Below are 19,137 nucleotides of genomic sequence, written 5' to 3' on the forward strand. Positions count from 1 at the left end.
GATAATATTCACATTCCGGAGCTCATACTTCACTTCTGCCCGTAATACGCATTCGGGCCATGCTTACGCATGAAGTGTTTATTCATCAGATAATCGTCGATGGGATTCAGCGCCGGGTTAATACCGCGCGCAATCCACGCCATTCGCGCCACTTCCTCCATGACGACCGCGTTATGTACCGCATCGTGCGCATCTTTCCCCCAGGCGAACGGCCCGTGTTGATACACGACAATGCCTGGCGTATGCAGCGGTTCCACCTCGCCCAGCGTTTCGATGATCACCTTACCGGTGTTCAGCTCGTACTCGCCCTGCACTTCTTCTTCGCTTAACGCTCTGGTACAAGGAATATCGCCAAAGAAATAGTCCGCGTGCGTGGTACCGAGCGCCGGAATAGCCATCCCCGCCTGCGCCCATGCCGTGGCGTGGGTGGAGTGGGTATGAACGACGCCGCCAAGCGACGGATAGCGTTGATACAGCGCCAGATGGGTAGCGGTATCGGAAGAAGGACGATAACGTCCCTCCACCACTTTGCCATCCATATCCACCACCACCATGTCATCTACCTTCATGGTTTCATAGGCGACACCGCTTGGCTTAATCACCACCAATCCGCGTTCGCGATCGATAGCGCTGACGTTGCCCCAGGTAAACGTCACCAGTCCATAACGGGGCAAATCCATGTTAGCGTCAAATACCTGCTGCTTGAGCTTTTGCATTAGGCTGCCTCCACCAGACCGGCGCTGGCCATGCGCGCTTTCACCCAGTCACGCGCTTTCGCTACCTCTGCCGCCGGGTTCTCTGCTGTTTCACTCCACATCTCAATCAGATAGGGCCCGCAATAGCCACTCTGTTTGAGCGTTTCGAAGCAGCGTTCGAAATCGACAACGCCTTCGCCAAACGGCACATTTTTGAACACGCCGGGTTTAGTATCTTTGACGTGTACCGCGACGATATGCCCGATTCCCGCCTGTAGCTCCATCTGTACGTCGTTATCCCAGGCAGACAGATTGCCGATATCCGGATAGAGCTGGAACCACGGGTTATTGAGGTAGTGAGCATAGCCCAGCGCTTTACTGATGGAATTCATCAATGGGTAATCCATGATCTCCATCGCCAGCGTCACCTGGGCGCGGCTGGCCATATCAACGCTCTCTTTTAACCCATCGCGGAAGCGGCAACGCGTTTCGTCGTTGGCCTGCTGATAGTAAACGTCGTACCCCGCCAGTTGAATGACGCGAATCCCGACGTCTTGCGCAAACTGAATCGCTTTACGCATAATCTCCAGCCCCTGCGCCCGTACCGCGTCATCTTCGCTACCGAGCGGAAAACGACGATGCGCGCTCAGACACATGGACGGCACGCGCACGCCGGTTTCAGCAACCGCGCTCACCAGCGCCAGGCGCTGCTCGCGACTCCAGTCGAGCCGCGCCAGTCGGGCGTCGGTCTCGTCCACCGACATTTCAACGAAGTCAAAACCCAGCGTTTTCGCCAGCCGCAGGCGCTCCAGCCAGCACTCCCCGGCAGGGAGCGCTTTTTCATAGATGCCGAGCGGAATTTGTTTCGACAGCATAGCCGCTCCTTAGCCCCACAGTTGGGCAATGGAGCGTTTGAACTGCCGTGCGGCTTCTACCGGCGATTCGGCATCGCGAATGCTACGCCCCGCGATAAAGACATGGATCGGAATGCCTTTGAACAGCGGCAGGTCTTCCAGCGCCAGTCCGCCGGTCACGGTCACTTTAAAGCCCATATCGGAGAGTCGCTTAATCGCGGTAATATCCGCCTCGCCCCACGCCACGCCTGCCGCCTGCGCATCGCGGCTGCGGTGATAAACCACTTGCTGAATGCCCGCATCGCGCCACTGCTGCGCCTGTTCCCAGGTCCAGTAACCGGTCAGTTCGATCTGCACGTCGCCGTTGAACTCTTTCGCCACATCCAGCGCGCCTTTTGCGGTGTTGATATCCGCACAGCAAATCACGGTCACCCAGTCCGCGTTGGCTTCGAAACACATACGGGAGAGGATTTTACCGGCATCGGCAATTTTGGCGTCCGCCAGCACGATTTTGTGCGGGTAAAGCGCTTTCAGATCGCGAACCGCACGCACGCCTTCGCCCACGCACAGAATGGTGCCCACTTCGATAATGTCGACTTCTTCGGCAATCAGGCGAGTGGTTTCATAGGCGCTATCCATAGTCTGGTTGTCCAGCGCGACCTGCAACATTGGTAATGACATTTTCAATTCCTTCTTAAGCTGCCGCGTTGGTGCGGTCAATGAGATCCAGGACTTCCTGCGCAGTACGGCAGGCGCGTAAACGGTCGAAATTGGCTTCGTCTTCAAACAGGTTGACGATCTGCATGATGCCCACTTCCTGGTGAGTGTTGGCATCAACCGCCGCCATGGTGATCAGAATATCGACCGGGTCGTTATCTTCGTGATTAAACTCCAGCGGCTTTTTCAGCGTCACCAGAGAAAAACCGGTTTTCTTGACCCCTTCTTCCGGGCGGCCATGCGGCATCGCCAGGCCGGGGGCAATCACAAAATAGGGGCCAAACTGCTCAACGCCATCCAGAATCGCCTGGTAATAGCGCGGCTCTACCACGTCGGCAGCCACCAGTAAATCGACGCCGATCTTGACGGCTTCCTGCCAGGTATTCGCTTCAGCCTGCAGGCGGATAGAATTATTCTCCGCCAGTGAATCACGTAATTTCATGTTGCATCCTTACTTCACGTCTTGCGGGAAATGTTCTTTGATCACTTCCAGCAGTTTCGGGCCAAAATCCGCAGGCGACAGCATGTTGCGCACGCCAACCACATATTTGTTGCCGGTCACGCTGATTTCGCCTGCAATATGGGTAGAAGCGATGATGATATCCGCGCCGCTCAACTCGCTTTTGTACTCGCCAACCGCGCAGCTGTTTACCGTGTGGTCAATGTTTGATTGGGTTAAAAACTGGTCCACTTTCATTTTCATGATCATGGAACTGCCCTGTCCGTTGCCACACACAGCCAGAATACGTACGGTCATAATCAAAACTCCTTATTAAGCAGACTGTTCTGCCAGTTGTTTTTCTGCATCTTCTTCTGCGCGCAGTGCGCGGCCAGCGAAGAACATATAAGCCAGTGCAATTACAATGATGACGGCCATAAAGGCGATACCGAGGGAGAAGAAGCCCTGCATCATCGGCGGTGCCAGAATCGACCAGTCCGCCATACCCATCCAGGCGCTCATCCCCGTGAGTTTCACCGCCCAGACGCAACCAAAGATTTCGATCATCCCCATCACCAGACAAATCTTCAGCGCCGCACGCCAGCCGCCGAAGTGGTTAGCGAACACACCGATAGTGGCGTTAGAGAAGAACATCGGGATAAAGCCAGGAATAATCAGGATCGAGGAGCCGCAGGCAACCAGGATGCCAACCGCAATCAGCTGGCCGATGGTGCCCCACATAAAGCCCCAGACCACCGCGTTCGGCGCGAAGCTATAAATAGCCGCACAGTCAATCGCCAGTACTGCGCCCGGAATCAGACGCTGGGAGATACCGTTAAAGGCCTCAGAGAGTTCGGCAACAAACATACGCACGCCCTGGGTGATGATGAAGATCGCCACCGCAAAGGAGAAACCGGTTTGCAGGATATAGATTGTCCAGTGGGTTTTACCCGCCATCGCCTGTACGGTATCGATACCAAAGGAGAGCAGAATGGCACCAAAGAAGATGGTCATTACAATCGCCGTGGAGACGATGTTGTCATGGAAAATGTTCAGCCAGCCCGGCAGTTTGAGGTCTTCAACGCTTTCCTCTTTTTTGCCCAGGAACGGCGCGACTTTATAGGCAATCCAGGAAGCAAACTGCTGCTGGTGACCGATGGAGAAACCGCAGCCGTCCGTCACTTCCTGAGTCGGCTTGTACATCATGTTGGAGGTAATACCCCAGTACAGGGAAACCAGTATCGCCGTGCAGATAATGGTGGTCCACATGGAATAGCCGAAGATATAGAAAGAGACCGCAATCAGCCCCGCCTGCTGGAACATGATGTGCCCGGTCAACATGATGGTGCGAATACCGGTAATGCGACGCAACAAGACGTAACAAATATTCAGCGCCAGCGCGAGCAACACCGCGTAGCCTACCCAACTATACGCATCACCCATCCGTTCGATCGTTGCCATCATCGAAGCATAGGTATCGGAAATCGCGCCGTTGATGCCGTAGACCTCAGACATTTTCGCCACCACCGGTTTAAAGGTGCTGGTCAGAATGCCGGACCCGGCCTGTAGCAGCATGAAGCCAATGATGGTTTTGATCGTCCCTTTGATGATCACGCTGACGCTTTTGCGCAGCAGGATATAGCCCAGGCAGGTCACAATACCCAGTAATAGCGGGGCATTGGTCATTACCTGATTAAAGAAAATGGTAAAGATGTTGTAGAGGATCTCCATAACGATCTCCGGTAGACGAGGTTGCTGAGTCACAGGCGCTCAGGATAATGTCCCTTCACTGTAATTTTCAAAAGTAATCACAACAAGATTGAATTTGATTAAATGTGACGTAGCGCGCAAATAATTAGCGCACTTAATACATGGTTTACTTATAGGTAACTCATTTTTTCATTAAATAAGTAAAATCATAAAGATGTCTACATCCCCATGACGCCAGGCAAGATTAAATTTTCTCCTGACTGCGTTATCTATTCCCCAAAAGTCAAAAAATAGCCCATTGCCTTCTTGAGAAAATAGTGTCAGGATTAATCAAAACGAATCACGTTTTGAACCATTTTGAACAAACATGAAGGTAAATGCGATGAGTAAAGTACAAAGCATCACGCGTGAATCATGGATTCTGAGCACGTTTCCGGAGTGGGGAAGCTGGCTGAACGAAGAGATTGAGCAAGAGCAGGTCGCGCCGGGTACGTTCGCTATGTGGTGGCTGGGCTGTACCGGTATCTGGCTAAAATCTGAAGGCGGCACTAACGTATGCGTCGATTTCTGGTGCGGTACCGGTAAACAGAGCCACGGTAATCCGTTGATGAAAACCGGCCATCAGATGCAGCGTATGGCTGGCGTCAAAAAATTACAGCCTAACCTGCGCACCACGCCGTTTGTTCTCGATCCTTTCGCTATCCGTCAGATTGACGCCGTACTGGCGACCCACGACCATAACGATCACATTGACGTCAATGTCGCGGCTGCCGTAATGCAGAATTGCGCCGATGATGTTCCGTTTATCGGCCCGCAGACCTGCGTGGATTTGTGGGTTGGCTGGGGCGTGCCGAAAGAACGCTGCATCGTGGTAAAACCGGGCGATGTCGTGAAAGTGAAAGATATTGAAATTCATGCGCTTGATGCCTTTGACCGCACCGCATTAATCACCCTGCCCGCCGATCAGAAAGCCGCTGGCGTACTGCCGGACGGCATGGATGTACGCGCGGTTAACTATCTGTTTAAAACGCCGGGCGGCAATCTCTATCACAGCGGCGATTCTCACTATTCCAACTACTACGCGAAACACGGCAACGAACATCAAATTGATGTCGCGCTCGGTTCTTACGGTGAAAACCCGCGCGGTATTACGGACAAAATGACCAGCGCGGATATTTTACGCATGGCGGAATCGCTGAATACCAAAGTGGTGATCCCGTTCCATCACGATATCTGGTCGAACTTCCAGGCCGATCCGCAAGAGATCCGCGTGCTATGGGAAATGAAGAAAGATCGCCTGAAGTATGGTTTTAAACCGTTTATCTGGCAGGTTGGCGGCAAGTTTACCTGGCCGCTGGATAAAGACAATTTCGAATACCACTATCCGCGTGGGTTTGACGATTGCTTTACCATTGAACCCGATCTACCGTTCAAATCCTTCCTGTGAGTCGATATCATGCCGGGATTACCCGGCATTTTTTCCATTTACTTTAGTATTTCCAGGCTATTTCAAATATCATCTTTTCAAATCAATTTGTATCGGAATAGCTCATGACTGAAGCACAAAGACATCAAATACTGCTGGATATGCTGGCACAGTTGGGCTTTGTTACCGTCGAAAACGTGATTGAGCGTCTGGGGATCTCCCCGGCGACAGCGCGCCGCGACATCAACAAGCTCGACGAAAGCGGGAAACTTAAAAAAGTGCGCAACGGCGCAGAGGCCATTACCCAACAGCGGCCCCGCTGGACGCCGATGAATCTGCACCAGGCGCAAAACCACGATGAAAAAGTACGCATCGCGAAAGCGGCGTCGCAGCTGGTGAACCCAGGTGAAAGCGTAGTGATTAACTGCGGTTCCACCGCTTTCCTGCTGGGGCGTGAAATGTGCGGGAAGCCGGTACAGATCATTACCAACTATCTGCCGCTGGCGAATTATCTGATCGATCAAGAGCATGACAGCGTGATTATCATGGGTGGTCAGTATAATAAAAGCCAGTCGATTACCCTGAGCCCGCAGGGAAGTGAAAACAGTCTCTATGCGGGCCACTGGATGTTTACCAGCGGAAAGGGCTTAACCGCGGATGGCCTGTACAAGACCGATATGCTAACCGCCATGGCGGAACAAAAAATGCTCAGCGTCGTCGGGAAACTGGTCGCGCTGGTCGATAGCAGTAAAATTGGCGAGCGCGCGGGAATGCTGTTCAGCCGCGCCGATCAGATCGCTATGCTGATTACCGGCAAAAATGCCAATCCGCAAGTTTTGCAACAGCTTGAAGCCCAGGGTGTAAGCATACTCCGCGTTTAAAGATGCTGTCGGAAAAACGCTACCGTCGCCGACAACGCTTCTGGCGTAATGCGATGCCGCACGCCTGCGGCCCATAAACAGGTCACATGCTTATCCAGCTTCGCCGCGGCGAGTGCCTGCTGGAGCCGGAAGGTTTCGATAGCAGGCACCACGTCATCCTCCTGACCATGCCACAACAGAAGCGGCCTGTCGGCCAGTCGCTCTAACTGGTGTGTGACTTCCCATTCACGTAGCGGCGCAATGATATTGTCGAATTCCGCCTGCTGTGCCGGGTTCTGCGGGGATAACGGCGGGAAAAGCGTCCGGGCAAGCCCGGTAAAATAGCCCGACCCCATTAAACTGGCCCCGCATTTTACCTCACGGTGACGCGTCATAATGCCCAGCGCCGTCATACCGCCCATGGATGCGCCGCCCACCGCCAAACGCCCGTCAAGTAGCCAGTTTTCCGCCTGAATCGCCGCACGTAACGTCGTAAATTCCTGCATGTTTTGGTGCAGAATCTGCCAGAATCGGTGTATCCGTCCCTGTGAGTCGCCGCCGAAGCGAGCGCCATGCTCCGGCGCATCCGGCATGACTACCCGGAATCCTGCCTGTGCCAGGGCAACGGCAAAATAACTATAAACCAGGCTGGAGGAGGTGAAGCCATGATAGAACACCACACAGGGAAGCGGCACGGCGCGTTTCCCTTCCGGGAAGGCATGTAGTACGACGCCTCCGGCTAATTGTCGTGTTTCAATCGCTATCATTATTCTCTCCTTTTTATCCGGTATGCCACGGAGAAATACTTAACGCAAGTTTATGGATAGCGCAATAATTCATAATGTTTGAGAACTGGGTTACGCTTTCGCAACGTTTTCATTCGAAAATCGCGTGACAGGTAACACTTCGGGAACATTCCCCCTAAAGGGAAATCAATAAGGCATTACACTATGATTATCAGGAAACGAGATAGAGTTATGCGTCGGTTTGCTTCATTGATAGCAGCGCTGTTATTAAGCGCGTGTAGCGTGCTGCAGGGTACGCCGCAACCTGCGCCGCCTGTCGCCGATCACCCGCAGGAAATCCGTCGCGATCAAACGCAAGGACTACAGCGGATGGGGACCGTAAGCGCGCTGGTTCGGGGCTCCCCGGATGATGCAATAGATGAAATCAGAGCGAAAGCCGTCGCTGCGAAAGCCGATTATTACGTTATCTTAATGGTTGATGAAACGGTTGTAACCGGCCAGTGGTATTCACAAGCCATTTTGTATCGTCAATAACAGTAGATTGATTTTTAGTCAGTTTTACATTGCTTTGCGTCCCTATGCGTTTACCTGTGCACAATAAACAAACAGGTTTACCGTGATGGAGCGTCCTGTTAAATGCGGGGTATGTAATAAGGAGCTGACGATGAAACAAGAACTTGCCTTATCCTCACTGCTGCTTTCTGCCGGACTGGTGAGTACGACGGCACAGTCTGCCGAATTCGCCAGTGCTGACTGCGTAACGGGTCTGAATGAAATCGGCCTGATCTCGGTCAGTAATGTTGCAGGAAACCCACAGGATGTAGAGCGGATTATCGCCCTCAAAGCCGATGAACAGGGTGCGTCCTGGTACAGAATTATTCAAATGTATGAAGAACAACAGTCGGATAACTGGCGCGTACAGGCGATACTCTATGCCTGATGCCGCGTGGCTCGCGCCGGATGGCATGTACTACAGGTCAAACGTTACCGCAGTCCCCCGGTCGCCCTTAACAGTAAATCATTTTGCACCTGGGCAGGCAGCGGCATTTCGCCGCGTGTATCCAGCATCATCTGACACCACGCTTGCGCCAGCGGCGGCGAGGCATGACGCAGCATTTCCGCTCCGCATCCCAGCAAGAAAAGCTGCTGCGTAATCTCTCTGCCCATTGCTTCGTCCGGTTTGCGTAAACGTTGCTGTAGCTGGCGTACCGCGCGGTCGTAATGGCGATCCTGACCTTTGACTTCCGCAAAAGCTTCACTCAATACGTCATAGACGCCGTGTTGTTTTGTCAGCACCCGAAGTACATCCAGACACATGATATTGCCGGAACCTTCCCAGATACTGTTCACCGGCATTTCACGGTACAGGCGCGGGAGTTCGCTCTCTTCGCAATACCCCATCCCGCCGAGAACCTCCATCGCCTCAGCCACAAAAGGGATTCCCTGCTTACAGATGGCGAATTTCGCCGCTGGCGTGAATAATCGCGCCCATAATGCCTCTTTCGCCTCGCGACGTTGCTCCCAGGCGCGCGCCAGCCGAAACAAAAGCGCCGTCTGCCCCTCCAGGCATAGCGCTATACGACTTAAGGTTTGTCGCATCAACGGTTGTTCGATCAGCGGCTTACCAAAAGCCTGACGCTGATGAGCATGGTAAATGGCGACTGAAAACGCACGCCGCATTAAGCCATGACTCCCGAGCGCGCAATCAAGACGCGTCATACCGCCCATCTTTAAGATATGCCGAATCCCTTCGCCCTCTTCTCCCAGCCGCCAGCCGACGGCATCCTGAAACTCGACTTCGGCGCTGGCATTAGATCGATTACCGAGTTTATCTTTCAGGCGCTCAAGACGAACAGAGTTCCGTTGCCCGTCTGGCAGGAAACGCGGCACAAAGAAACAGGATAGTCCTCCTTTTGCCTGCGCCAGCACGAGGTGCGCATCACTTTGCGGCACAGAGAAAAACCATTTATGTCCCACCAGCCGATATGAATCATCCGCCAGCCGCTCCGCGTGGGTCGTATTACTGAGTACGTCAGATCCGCCCTGCTTTTCCGTCATTCCCATGCCGATAAGCAGGCCCCGTTTTTGCCCGCCCGGCAGCAAATGCGAATCGTAGCGATCGCTGCGCAGCGGCGCCAGCCAGTCATGGAAAGTGGCGGGAAGCATCTGCAATAGCAACGGCGTCGCGGCAAAGGTCATCGTGACAGGACAGAGTGTTCCCGCTTCTACCTGAGCATGTAATACAAAACGCGCCGCCCGGGCGACAAAACTTCCCGCCCTTGCCTCTTCCTCCCAGGCCAGGTTATGTACCCGATTAGCGCAAAGCCCCTGCATCAACAGGTGCCAGGCGGGGTGAAAGCGAACGTCATCCAGACGCTGTCCCTGGGGATCGTAACGCAGCAACTCAGGAGGATGCGCGTTCGCCAGACGCCCCAGTTCCAGTGATTCCGCCGTTCCCAGTTGTTGGCCAATGCTGGCGAGAAGATCGCTATCCCATCCCGCGCCTTCCCGGGAAACCGCTTCACACAGCGCGCCATCAGACAGGAATAAGTTACTGTTATTGAGCGGAGCTGGTTGATTAAAAACGGTATGTGTTTGCCAGGACATGGTGTCTCCCTCCTTCAATGGCGCTGAAGTCAAGTATGGTCATGACTGCGCCATTGACGCCGGAGCAAGATCACAAAAGTATGATTAACCGGCAATATAATGTGGGACGAAACGGGAAGTGTCTTTGGTAATTAGCGTATTGTCCTCGCGAATCCCCATCCCGGAGGCTTCATCGTCAATGATCCAACTGCCAATCAGCGTATAGCTATCGCCAAAGCGCGGCAAAGGCTGAAACGCCTGGTAAATCATCGGCTCGTCAGCGTAGTCGCCGTCGGCATGATCGATAACATTTTGCCGCTCGTCGAAAATCGTGACGTTGCCGCCTTCACGTGAATAAATCGGCTTCCGCACGCTGCTTTCACCTGGCGCTGCGAGCGATTTTTCGCCCTCAAACCAGGCCGGCAGCAGATTCGGATGGCCAGGGAAAAAGCGCCACAATAACGGCAACAGCCCTTTGTTACTCAGAATACTTTTCCACAATGGCTCAATCCATTGCTCACGACGTTTTCGCAACAGCGGGCCGTTGTCGTCGCGCATCATCCACTCCAGCGGGTAGAGCTTAAAGGCGCGGCGAATCACGTTATCGTCCAGATCGGTCAGCACGCCGCCTACGCCAAGTCCCAGTTCTTCAATATAGATAAATCGCGTTTCCTGGCCCGCCTGCTGCGCGCAATCCTGAAGGTACAGCACCGTCGTGCGATCTTCGTCGGTATCTTCACAACAGCAAAAGTAGAGCGGTTCCCGACTGTACAGCTCGCTGAAGCGGGCGATCAGCCGCTCCTGTATCGCGTTGTATTGATCGGCATCACGCGGGATGGCGCCGCTACGACGGGCATCCTCCAGCCATAGCCATTGAAAGTAGGAGGACTCATAGAGCGACGTCGGCGTATCCGCGTTGTATTCCAGCAATTTAACCGGATCTTTGCCGCACCAGACGAAATCCATCCGCCCGTAAAGCGAAGGATCGCGGCTGCGCCAACTTTCGGCGATGACATCCCAGTACAATGGCGGGATCGCCAGCTGCTGCATGATCTGCTCATCCCGGACGGCCAGCTCGACAACCTCCAGACACATCTGATGAAGCTCTGCGGTCGGTTTTTCGATCTGTTCTTCAATTTGCCGTAATGTAAAACGGTAGGCCCGGCTTTCATCCCAGTAAATTTCGTTATCGATAACATGAAAGTCAAAACCGTGATCGCAGGCGATCTTATCCAGATCCCGGCGTACCGGTACGTTGTGTCGTAGCATGGTTAGCCTCCCCAGTGCCCGCGGGCGCTGGAAGAACGGCCATAGCCGCCGCGGGAGACGGTGGACGCTTTCCGTGTGATATAACCAGGGCTGGTCACGGTATCGCTTTTCCCTGTGCCGCTGCGCCACGCATAATCGCCGGATGTGGTGCGCCAGACGGGACGGGAGACGTAAGATGAACCGCCGCTGCTATAGATATATTGTTCGTCACGGTTCTGACGAATCGCGCGACTGAGTAAAAAGCCGCTTAATACCGGAACCCAGCTCCGCTCGGTGATATCAAAGTAGCAATCGCCAAACTGCGTCTGACAGCTCTCCTGCGTCAATTGCTTAGGCACATTCGCGTAAAATTCTGTTTTCGCATTATTCCAGCCGTCAGCGCAAACGCTGGCGCTATTGCCATCGTCAATACAGTCGTTCACCGTGGCGTAAAACGTCCCATCGCCGTCGTTGTCACTATTGCCGCCATCACCGCACCCTTTCAGGAGAAAAAAGGCCGCTCCGCCCATAATCGCCAGCGTCAGGCATTTTGGCGTGTAGCGATTTCGTTGCCGCTCAAAGGGATTGACCGGTTCGGCTATCCGTCTTATTGCCGAATGGCCTACGCCGGATGTGCTTCTGGATTTTCGTTTTTTTGCCATGATCTTCCGTTACCATGTCATACAGGCAGCGTTAAAAATACCGCCAGCCAGCGCTGCGGTTCCCATAAATAGCCCCGCCGCCACGTTGTGATGAATAATTTTTTCGCTCAGCGTAGGCATGTATAACCTTACGCAACCATAAATCAGCAGTTGAATCACCAGCGCAATGCCGCCCCAGGCAAAATAGTCCGGGATACTGACCGAGTTTATCGCCGCGCTGGATAAGGGGATGACATAGCCCAGCAACGTACCGCTAAAGGCCAGCGATGCCGCAGTATTGTTATTTTTTATCAGCTGCCATTCATTATGCGGCGTTATCTTTGAGTAAATAAAAAGAAATACAATGACCATTGCCGCGCCAATAAAAAAATAGGCGCAGAAAGCCAGTAATGCGTCCAGTATATGCATAATTTCCCTGTATGTGCTTAACCAATAACCGTCAGTGAAGTGAGCGGGATATCCACGCCGAGGGCGCGTGAAAACACCCATTCAGGCTCACCGCGCTCATTAAATGATTCTTCCCCGTTCAATAGAAGATACTCCCAGGCGTCATCCGTCACCTGGCGCTGGAAGCCCATCGTAAAATTGTGAACGTCCCATTTCTCTGCCTGCTGATTTTCAACCTTTTCCAGCATGTAGACAGGTTCAATATTGCCCGGCTCTTCATGGTTAAAAAAGCGCTGCCAGCGCCGTTCTTGCCAGTTGAGCGTCATCGGCCCTATTGCCGCTGGCGCAATGGCTGAACGCCAGTGACGTTCCTCGTTAATACCGAAACTTTCCTCATATACAAAAAGTTTGATGTCATCAATGTCGTCAACATCCGTGCCGCCAGTGGTGTTAATTTGCAAAAACTCATCGCCCGAGGTGTAGTAGCGAAAAATCTGACTGCCGCCGCCTAAATCTATGCGACTCGCTGCCGCGACAGTGTATTTTTCACCCGGTAGCTCCACCAGCAACGACGACTCCAGTAGCCGGAATGCCAGCGTATCCAGCGTGAAACCAGCGTTAAGATGTAATCCTAATGGTCCGCGAATCGGCGCTGGCGCGCTTGTTTTACCGAGCAAACGCTGAAAAAATTGCATCATAGGGGAACCTCTATCTCTTGCCATGCGACCTCTTCAGCCAGAATGCGATTATTACCGACCAGATGTAGCCACATACCGCCTCTGACTTCAGTTGAAATCACCGGATTCAATTCCATACCACGACCATTCTTGCAGTGACTGATCCCCAGCACCGTCGCGTCATGATGAAGCTTCATATAACGCATTAGCGCGCCGTATCGCATAGGCGCGACAGAAGCCGGGACAGGCAACGCGAATCCGGTATCGCCCAGCATCGGATTCATAATGGAAGCGACAGATTGCGATGATCCTGGGTCCTGAATGGAACGGGAAAGTTGTTCAGCGGAAAGGTTACGGACTATCTCCATGCGCGGGCAGTGGGTTTCCAGTAATCCGGCATAACGCTCGTCTTCCAGATAAACCACAATATGGCACTGCGTGGGTACATAGTCTGCCAGCGAGAGCGCCGCCGTGAAGGTCTGCTCATCGGTACGAGCGAAAATAATCACGCTCTGGCACTGCTCCAGCCCCATGCGCTGGTGTTCCTGCGGATCGTTAAAGTTGCTGATGCGGATAAAATCCACCCAGTTATTACCCGGCAGCGGATGCTGAATATCTTCCAGTTCGCACAGCAGAACCCGTTCAAAGGCACGCCGCTTGTCATATAGCAGCAATGAGATCATCTTTTCGGTTTGATGACCCCGCCAGCCAATCACCAGCATATGATGGTGTAAATGGCGATAATCGCCCATGCCCGTTATTCCTTTCGCTAACATTCCCTGTACCTGCGCAATCACTTTTCCCATTAACGCGCCGAACAACCCGACGCTAACCGGAATTTGCCACAGCGCGGTGAACAGACGTCCTGGCGCCGTCTGCGGGCTAAGATCGCCAAAACCTAATGTGGAACCCACCACCGAGCAGTAATAGATAAAATCGCTTAACTGGCTCACCAACGCGCTTTCGCGCAACAGGCGCAGCACCAGATAACAAAGCAGATACTGCCCGATAAACAGGCCCAGCAAAGCGGGCCAGGTCAGTCTGGACAAATGACGCTGGCAGGTTTTGACAATCCACGTAAAGAGCATTATTCGCCTTGTTGACGCTGTAAACGCGCCAACACATCCTGAGCATTGCTTTTATTGGTTGCGCCAATACCCGCCTGCGCCAGTTTTTCGTCCAGATCGCGTCCATCGGCGACTTTTTCCAGCTGCGCGGCAGCATCCAGCCGGGCCTGGCGTTCAGCCTGACGCGTTTGTAAACGTTTAAGCGACTCCGCCGCCGTAGACACATTCGACGCGGCTCCGACGGTCGAAGTCGTCACCGCCTGCTGCGCGCGCTGCATGGCTTCTGTCGCCTTAACCACTTCAAGTTGCTGCTCAAACTGCGCAATCCGCTGGCCTGTCGCCGTTACGGCCTTCTCCACCGCATCGCGAGAGGCTTCCAGATTAGTCAGCACCTGTTCTTCGGCAAGAATGGCATTTTCCAGACGGGCTATTTCTTCCGCCACTTCGTTGAGTAAAGCGGCATCGACATTCTTACTCATTGCCGCCAACGCCCGCGTTTCAAGGCTGGCTTTACGCTCACGTAAATCATTCAGCTTGTCATGGCTTAACTTCACCCGCGCCAATAAATCCACTCTGGATTTACCCGCTTTATCCAGCTCGGCTTTTGCGTCGCGAATATGCTGCTCCAGCATACGTACACCCTGTGCTTCATCAATGGCTTCTTCTGCCTGAGCAACGAATGATTTACCTAACGTGAACAAACTTTTTAAAATTCCCATGTAAGCCGCCTGTATTATTCCTGTGAATAGACTTGTGTTATTTCAGCGATATCCAACGCATTTTCTACAAGCGTGGTGATTTCCAGCGTCACGTCGGCAAGCGACGAATTTAACGACAGCGCGCCAAAAGCGACATAATATTCCTCCTGTTTTACCTGGGTAATACCGACCGAAGACAGTGGTAAAACCTTCTGATTTCTCAGTAAGAAAAGATTAAATTCCGCGGTATCTCTAATCGTATTTACCGGACAGATATAAGTCTCGATAACTATTTGTTGCGAGGTAAATAAAACCGCCAGTGGTAAATCGCCATAATCATTCATTTTTATTATTAATGAAGATTCATTATTTTCTATATCAATATCTAATTCGGCGATGTTGTTTAACGCATCCGCCAGCGTCCGTGGAGTCCATGCCATATTTTTATCTCTATCTCATTTTTTATAAATAAAAGAAATTACAGGGTAGGTTTTGCTTTTTATATTACCAGCCAAAGATAAAAAAAAACCATCCATAATCGGATGGTTTTTTCTTAAAAAATACTATTAGCGTCAGGTGCGCTGGCGAACGGCTTCAAACAGACAAATCCCGGTCGCAACAGAGACATTCAGCGACGACACGCTACCGGCCATAGGAATGCTGATCAGCTCATCGCAGTGCTCACGGGTCAAACGACGCATACCTTCACCTTCTGCGCCCATGACCAGCGCCATGCGGCCAGGCATTTTGCTCTGATACAGCGTATGGTCAGCCTCGCCCGCCGTCCCGACAATCCAGATATTCTCTTCCTGCAACATGCGCATCGTGCGCGCCAGGTTGGTGACGCGGATCAACGGCACGCTTTCCGCTGCGCCGCAGGCGACTTTCTTCGCCGTCGCGTTAAGTTGCGCGGAGCGGTCTTTCGGCACGATTACCGCATGTACGCCAGCGGCATCGGCGCTGCGCAGACAGGCGCCAAGATTATGCGGATCGGTGACGCCATCGAGGATCAACAAAAAAGGGCGATCGTGTAATGCGATCAGATCCGGCAGATCGTTTTCCTGATACTGCCGGCCTGGTTTCACACGAGCGATAATGCCCTGATGCACGGCACCGTCGCTTTTCTCGTCGAGATATTGACGGTTTGCCAGTTGGATAACCACGCCCTGGGACTCAAGGGCGTGAATCAGCGGCAACAGACGTTTATCTTCACGGCCTTTTAAAATAAAGACTTCCTGAAAACGTTCAGGGGCGCGCTCCAGCAGGGCCTGCACTGCGTGGATGCCGTAAATCATTTCGCTCATTAATGTACTCGTTATTTACGTTTTGCCGGGGGCGCTACGCTTGCCCGGCCTACAGATAATTCACCCTCTTCTGTTTGAAGAGGGTATTGCTCACTCTGCCGCTTTTTTCTTCGCCGCACGCTTCGCTTTGGTCGCTGCGGCTATTTTCTGCGTTTTAGCCGATGGCTTTTTTGCTTTTCTCGCGTCTTTTTTCGCTGCTTTCGGCTTCGCTTTTTTCTCGCCGCGGAAGGCGCTATCAGGCTCGAAGTTAACTTTTTTACCTACCTGACGACGTTTACCGGCGTTTTTACTTTCACCTTTTTTCGCTTTTTCACGCGCCGTTTTGCCGACGTTACGCGGTGCGCGCTCGCTGGAGATCAGGCTAAAGTCAATTTTCCGTTCGTCCATATTCACCGCTTCGACGCGTACCTCGACCCGGTCGCCCAGGCGATATGTCTGCCCGCCGGACTCGCCAATCAGACGTTGCCCTACCTGATCGAAGCGATAGTAATCGTTATCCAGTGAGGAAACGTGTACCAGCCCATCAATAAACAGTTCATCAAGACGGACAAAGAAGCCGAAACCGGTGACGCTGGCAATCACGCCCTTAAAGACGTTGCCTACCTGATCCAGCATAAAGTCACATTTCAGCCAGTCGGAGACATCACGCGTCGCTTCATCAGCGCGGCGTTCCGCCATCGAACAGTGTTGGCCGAGCTGCAACATCTCTTCCATCGAGTAGTGATAACCGCCCGTTTCTGTGGTGTTGCCCTTGTTCCCTTGCTCTTTCGCCAGCAGGTACTTAATGGCGCGGTGCAAAGAAAGATCCGGATAGCGGCGAATCGGCGAGGTAAAGTGCGCATAAGACTGCAACGCCAGGCCAAAGTGCCCGCGGTTTTCCGGATCGTAAATCGCCTGCTTCATTGAACGCAGCAGCATAGTTTGCAGCATTTCGGCGTCCGGCCGGTCGGCAATCGATTCAAGCAGTTCGGCATAATCGCGCGGTTCCGGTTTGTTTCCGCCCGGAAGCTCCAACCCCAGCTCCGCCAGTACGGAGCGGAATGAGGTGATCGCTTCGGTGGTGGGCTTATCATGAATACGGAATAACGCCGGCTCTTTAGCTTTTTCGACAAAGCGCGCCGCCGAGATATTCGCCATGATCATGCACTCTTCGATAAGCTTATGCGCGTCATTACGCTGGGTCTGTTCGATACGCTCAATGCGACGATCGGCATTAAAGATAAATTTCGCCTCTTCGCTCTCAAACGAGATCCCCCCGCGCTCTTCACGCGCTTTATCCAGCACTTTGTAGAGGTTGTGCAGCTCTTCAATATGCTTCACCAGCGGCGCATATTGTTCACGCAGATCCTGATCGCCCTGCAGCATATGCCAGACTTTGGTATAGGTCAGACGCGCATGGGAGCTCATCACCGCTTCATAGAATTTGTAGCCGGTCAGCCGACCTTTCGCCGAGATGGTCATTTCACAGACCATACACAGCCTGTCAACCTGCGGGTTTAGCGAACACAGGCCGTTGGAGAGCACCTCCGGCAACATTGGGACAACCTGTGACGGGAAGTAAACCGACGTGCCGCGATTGCGCGCCTCGCGATCCAACGGCGTTGGCGGCCGTACATAATAGCTCACGTCAGCAATAGCGACCCACAAACGCCAGCCGCCGCCGCGTTTTTTCTCACAGTAAACCGCGTCGTCAAAGTCACGGGCATCTTCGCCATCAATAGTGACCAGCGGCAAATCGCGCAGATCGACACGACCGACTTTCGCCTCTTCCGGCACCTCTTCTTTCAGCCCGGCGACCTGCTGCTCTACCGCCTGCGGCCAGATGTAAGGTATTTCATGGGTACGCAGCGCCATATCAACCGCCATACCGGTGCCCATATTGTCGCCCAGCACTTCGACGATTTTCCCTACTGCTTTAGTACGGCGAGTTGGACGTTGGGTCAGTTCAACCACGACCACGAACCCCATCCGCGCGCCCATGACGTCTTCTGGCGGGATAAGAATGTCGAAGCTTAGGCGGCTGTCGTCCGGCACCACAAAGCCGACGCCCGCATCGGTGAAATAACGCCCGACTATCTGACTGGTTTTCGGTACCAGTACACGGACGATACGCGCTTCGCGGCGACCTTTACGATCGGCGCCCAGCGGCTGCGCCAGCACCTGATCGCCATGAATACAGGTTTTCATCTGCTCGCTGGAAAGATACAGATCGTCTTTGCGGCCTTCGACACGTAAGAAACCGTAACCATCACGATGACCGATCACGGTGCCTTTCAGCAGGTCGAGGCGTTCCGGCAGCGCATAGCACTGGCGGCGGGTAAAGACCAGTTGTCCATCGCGCTCCATCGCGCGCAGGCGGCGACGCAAGGCTTCAAGCTGCTCTTCGCCTTCAATATTCAGTTCTACGGCCAGTTCTTCGCGACTGGCCGGTTTTTCACGTTTCGTTAAATGTTCGAGGATAAATTCCCGGCTCGGGATAGGATTCGCGTATTTTTCTGCTTCGCGTTCCTGGAAAGGATCTTGTGACATTGAGGTTCCTCCATTGTCATCTCTAATGAAGTTTACTTCACTCCACCAGTAATAATTTATAAAGCGGTTGATTCTCTTCAACCAAATCGGCAAGCGTGTAGTTATCCAGCTCCTTGAGAAAACTCTGCACGGCCTTAGAAAGCGCCTGTTTCAGACGACAGGCAGGGGTGATGTGGCAAAATTCGCTGCTACAGTTGACCAGTGATAAGGGTTCCAGCTCACGCACCACATCGCCAATACAAATAGTATTAGCCGGTTTACCCAGGCGGATACCGCCATTTTTTCCCCGAACGGCGGTGACAAAGCCCGCCCGGCTAAGCTGATTGATAATTTTGACCATATGATTACGGGACACGCCGTAGACTTCTGTCACCTCAGAAATGCTGGTCATTCGTCCATCTGGTAACGACGCCATATAGATTAGCGCACGTAAGCCGTAATCGGTGAAACTCGTTAACTGCACATCAACCTCAGGAAAAGGGAAAACGGGATATAACTTATCTGTATTGATGATAAACCAGCCACCTGTCAG

At 53.0% G+C, this 19,137-nt stretch carries 22 protein-coding genes; 4 read left to right on the forward strand and 18 right to left on the reverse strand.

From position 1 onward, the window contains the following. Positions 1 to 29: 29 nt before the first annotated feature. The 6 genes from NA330_RS10140 to ulaA are packed head-to-tail and all read right to left on the reverse strand — an operon-like array spanning position 30 to position 4,436. Entirely contained in the window at positions 30 to 716 is a 687-nt protein-coding gene (locus NA330_RS10140) for an L-ribulose-5-phosphate 4-epimerase (RefSeq protein WP_001170771.1), read from the reverse strand. After that, the gene (gene ulaE, locus NA330_RS10145; RefSeq protein ID WP_000949530.1) at positions 716 to 1,570 is read right to left on the reverse strand and encodes an L-ribulose-5-phosphate 3-epimerase UlaE; all 855 of its coding nucleotides are present in this window, start codon (positions 1,568 to 1,570) and stop codon (positions 716 to 718) included. Before ulaE ends, NA330_RS10140 begins: the two co-directional genes overlap by 1 nt. 9 nt (positions 1,571 to 1,579) lie before the next feature. After that, positions 1,580 to 2,230 carry a 3-keto-L-gulonate-6-phosphate decarboxylase UlaD gene (gene ulaD / locus NA330_RS10150; protein WP_000056761.1) on the reverse strand — a complete coding sequence of 217 codons (651 nt, stop codon included), beginning with the start codon at positions 2,228 to 2,230 and terminating at the stop codon, positions 1,580 to 1,582. A 13-nt stretch (positions 2,231 to 2,243) separates the two neighbouring features. Further along, positions 2,244 to 2,708, reverse strand: coding sequence for a PTS ascorbate transporter subunit IIA (ulaC, locus tag NA330_RS10155; protein WP_000776531.1), 465 nt, complete (start codon positions 2,706 to 2,708; stop codon positions 2,244 to 2,246). Between the two features lie 9 nt (positions 2,709 to 2,717). Then, positions 2,718 to 3,023 carry a PTS ascorbate transporter subunit IIB gene (ulaB, locus tag NA330_RS10160; RefSeq protein ID WP_000218358.1) on the reverse strand — a complete coding sequence of 102 codons (306 nt, stop codon included), beginning with the start codon at positions 3,021 to 3,023 and terminating at the stop codon, positions 2,718 to 2,720. A gap of 15 nt (positions 3,024 to 3,038) precedes the next feature. Beyond that, the gene (gene ulaA / locus NA330_RS10165) at positions 3,039 to 4,436 is read right to left on the reverse strand and encodes a PTS ascorbate transporter subunit IIC (protein WP_000404873.1); all 1,398 of its coding nucleotides are present in this window, start codon (positions 4,434 to 4,436) and stop codon (positions 3,039 to 3,041) included. Between the two features lie 361 nt (positions 4,437 to 4,797). Between ulaA and ulaG the strand changes: the two genes are divergently transcribed. Both ulaG and ulaR read left to right on the forward strand, forming a co-directional pair. Then, entirely contained in the window at positions 4,798 to 5,862 is a 1,065-nt protein-coding gene (gene ulaG, locus NA330_RS10170; protein ID WP_000049161.1) for an L-ascorbate 6-phosphate lactonase, read from the forward strand. A gap of 104 nt (positions 5,863 to 5,966) precedes the next feature. Then, the gene (ulaR, locus tag NA330_RS10175) at positions 5,967 to 6,722 is read left to right on the forward strand and encodes an HTH-type transcriptional regulator UlaR (protein ID WP_000133618.1); all 756 of its coding nucleotides are present in this window, start codon (positions 5,967 to 5,969) and stop codon (positions 6,720 to 6,722) included. Here the strand turns inward: ulaR and yjfP are convergent. Further along, on the reverse strand, positions 6,719 to 7,468 hold the full coding sequence (gene yjfP, locus NA330_RS10180; protein WP_000560303.1) for an esterase: 750 nt from the start codon (positions 7,466 to 7,468) through the stop codon (positions 6,719 to 6,721). The genes ulaR and yjfP overlap by 4 nt on opposite strands. Before the next feature lie 183 nt (positions 7,469 to 7,651). Here yjfP and bsmA point away from each other — a divergent pair, with 183 nt between their 5' ends. Next, the gene (bsmA, locus tag NA330_RS10185) at positions 7,652 to 7,981 is read left to right on the forward strand and encodes a biofilm peroxide resistance protein BsmA (protein ID WP_000586836.1); all 330 of its coding nucleotides are present in this window, start codon (positions 7,652 to 7,654) and stop codon (positions 7,979 to 7,981) included. A 130-nt stretch (positions 7,982 to 8,111) separates the two neighbouring features. Beyond that, complete coding sequence (yjfN, locus tag NA330_RS10190; RefSeq protein ID WP_001518964.1) at positions 8,112 to 8,387, forward strand: DUF1471 family protease activator YjfN; 276 nt, start codon at positions 8,112 to 8,114, stop codon at positions 8,385 to 8,387. A 44-nt stretch (positions 8,388 to 8,431) separates the two neighbouring features. Here yjfN and NA330_RS10195 read toward each other — a convergent pair whose 3' ends face one another. The 11 genes from NA330_RS10195 to nsrR form a co-directional block, all read right to left on the reverse strand. Further along, entirely contained in the window at positions 8,432 to 10,054 is a 1,623-nt protein-coding gene (locus NA330_RS10195; protein ID WP_438796411.1) for an isovaleryl-CoA dehydrogenase, read from the reverse strand. 84 nt (positions 10,055 to 10,138) lie between these two features. Further along, a complete protein-coding gene (locus tag NA330_RS10200) occupies positions 10,139 to 11,302 on the reverse strand; it encodes a glutathionylspermidine synthase family protein (RefSeq protein ID WP_023241865.1) in 1,164 nt (387 codons plus the stop codon). A 2-nt stretch (positions 11,303 to 11,304) separates the two neighbouring features. Next, positions 11,305 to 11,943, reverse strand: coding sequence for a DUF1190 domain-containing protein (locus tag NA330_RS10205; protein WP_023241866.1), 639 nt, complete (start codon positions 11,941 to 11,943; stop codon positions 11,305 to 11,307). Positions 11,944 to 11,952: 9 nt separating this feature from the next. Continuing rightward, on the reverse strand, positions 11,953 to 12,351 hold the full coding sequence (locus NA330_RS10210) for a DUF350 domain-containing protein (RefSeq protein ID WP_000547737.1): 399 nt from the start codon (positions 12,349 to 12,351) through the stop codon (positions 11,953 to 11,955). Between the two features lie 17 nt (positions 12,352 to 12,368). Continuing rightward, positions 12,369 to 13,052 (reverse strand): YjfK family protein, encoded by a 684-nt coding sequence (locus NA330_RS10215; RefSeq protein ID WP_000090294.1) that lies wholly within the window; start codon positions 13,050 to 13,052, stop codon positions 12,369 to 12,371. Continuing rightward, a complete protein-coding gene (locus tag NA330_RS10220; protein ID WP_023241867.1) occupies positions 13,025 to 14,095 on the reverse strand; it encodes a potassium channel family protein in 1,071 nt (356 codons plus the stop codon). The genes NA330_RS10215 and NA330_RS10220 overlap by 28 nt, the downstream gene beginning before the upstream one ends. Continuing rightward, positions 14,095 to 14,793: a PspA/IM30 family protein gene (locus NA330_RS10225; RefSeq protein ID WP_000511981.1), complete on the reverse strand. Its 699-nt coding sequence runs from the start codon at positions 14,791 to 14,793 to the stop codon at positions 14,095 to 14,097. The genes NA330_RS10220 and NA330_RS10225 overlap by 1 nt, the downstream gene beginning before the upstream one ends. A 14-nt stretch (positions 14,794 to 14,807) precedes the next feature. Next, on the reverse strand, positions 14,808 to 15,212 hold the full coding sequence (locus tag NA330_RS10230) for a YjfI family protein (protein ID WP_000312605.1): 405 nt from the start codon (positions 15,210 to 15,212) through the stop codon (positions 14,808 to 14,810). A gap of 132 nt (positions 15,213 to 15,344) precedes the next feature. Continuing rightward, complete coding sequence (gene rlmB / locus NA330_RS10235) at positions 15,345 to 16,076, reverse strand: 23S rRNA (guanosine(2251)-2'-O)-methyltransferase RlmB (RefSeq protein ID WP_001293274.1); 732 nt, start codon at positions 16,074 to 16,076, stop codon at positions 15,345 to 15,347. A gap of 90 nt (positions 16,077 to 16,166) precedes the next feature. Continuing rightward, positions 16,167 to 18,605 (reverse strand): ribonuclease R, encoded by a 2,439-nt coding sequence (rnr, locus tag NA330_RS10240; RefSeq protein ID WP_000076354.1) that lies wholly within the window; start codon positions 18,603 to 18,605, stop codon positions 16,167 to 16,169. A gap of 37 nt (positions 18,606 to 18,642) precedes the next feature. Further along, a complete protein-coding gene (nsrR, locus tag NA330_RS10245; protein ID WP_001177632.1) occupies positions 18,643 to 19,068 on the reverse strand; it encodes a nitric oxide-sensing transcriptional repressor NsrR in 426 nt (141 codons plus the stop codon). Positions 19,069 to 19,137 lie beyond the last annotated feature (69 nt).

Origin of the sequence: Salmonella sp. NW722, from assembly GCF_051702785.1 — a bacterium.
GTDB lineage: Bacteria > Pseudomonadota > Gammaproteobacteria > Enterobacterales > Enterobacteriaceae > Salmonella > Salmonella enterica.

Bases quoted from the DNA above. Each gene is read 5' to 3' on its own strand.
- NA330_RS10140 (WP_001170771.1), bottom strand. From the start codon at position 716: ATGCAAAAGCTCAAGCAGCAGGTATTTGACGCTAACATGGATTTGCCC.
- ulaE (WP_000949530.1), bottom strand. From the start codon at position 1,570: ATGCTGTCGAAACAAATTCCGCTCGGCATCTATGAAAAAGCGCTCCCT.
- ulaD (WP_000056761.1), bottom strand. From the start codon at position 2,230: ATGTCATTACCAATGTTGCAGGTCGCGCTGGACAACCAGACTATGGAT.
- ulaC (WP_000776531.1), bottom strand. From the start codon at position 2,708: ATGAAATTACGTGATTCACTGGCGGAGAATAATTCTATCCGCCTGCAG.
- ulaB (WP_000218358.1), bottom strand. From the start codon at position 3,023: ATGACCGTACGTATTCTGGCTGTGTGTGGCAACGGACAGGGCAGTTCC.
- ulaA (WP_000404873.1), bottom strand. From the start codon at position 4,436: ATGGAGATCCTCTACAACATCTTTACCATTTTCTTTAATCAGGTAATG.
- ulaG (WP_000049161.1), top strand. From the start codon at position 4,798: ATGAGTAAAGTACAAAGCATCACGCGTGAATCATGGATTCTGAGCACG.
- ulaR (WP_000133618.1), top strand. From the start codon at position 5,967: ATGACTGAAGCACAAAGACATCAAATACTGCTGGATATGCTGGCACAG.
- yjfP (WP_000560303.1), bottom strand. From the start codon at position 7,468: ATGATAGCGATTGAAACACGACAATTAGCCGGAGGCGTCGTACTACAT.
- bsmA (WP_000586836.1), top strand. From the start codon at position 7,652: ATGATTATCAGGAAACGAGATAGAGTTATGCGTCGGTTTGCTTCATTG.
- yjfN (WP_001518964.1), top strand. From the start codon at position 8,112: ATGAAACAAGAACTTGCCTTATCCTCACTGCTGCTTTCTGCCGGACTG.
- NA330_RS10195 (WP_438796411.1), bottom strand. From the start codon at position 10,054: ATGTCCTGGCAAACACATACCGTTTTTAATCAACCAGCTCCGCTCAAT.
- NA330_RS10200 (WP_023241865.1), bottom strand. From the start codon at position 11,302: ATGCTACGACACAACGTACCGGTACGCCGGGATCTGGATAAGATCGCC.
- NA330_RS10205 (WP_023241866.1), bottom strand. From the start codon at position 11,943: ATGGCAAAAAAACGAAAATCCAGAAGCACATCCGGCGTAGGCCATTCG.
- NA330_RS10210 (WP_000547737.1), bottom strand. From the start codon at position 12,351: ATGCATATACTGGACGCATTACTGGCTTTCTGCGCCTATTTTTTTATT.
- NA330_RS10215 (WP_000090294.1), bottom strand. From the start codon at position 13,052: ATGGCAAGAGATAGAGGTTCCCCTATGATGCAATTTTTTCAGCGTTTG.
- NA330_RS10220 (WP_023241867.1), bottom strand. From the start codon at position 14,095: ATGCTCTTTACGTGGATTGTCAAAACCTGCCAGCGTCATTTGTCCAGA.
- NA330_RS10225 (WP_000511981.1), bottom strand. From the start codon at position 14,793: ATGGGAATTTTAAAAAGTTTGTTCACGTTAGGTAAATCATTCGTTGCT.
- NA330_RS10230 (WP_000312605.1), bottom strand. From the start codon at position 15,212: ATGGCATGGACTCCACGGACGCTGGCGGATGCGTTAAACAACATCGCC.
- rlmB (WP_001293274.1), bottom strand. From the start codon at position 16,076: ATGAGCGAAATGATTTACGGCATCCACGCAGTGCAGGCCCTGCTGGAG.
- rnr (WP_000076354.1), bottom strand. From the start codon at position 18,605: ATGTCACAAGATCCTTTCCAGGAACGCGAAGCAGAAAAATACGCGAAT.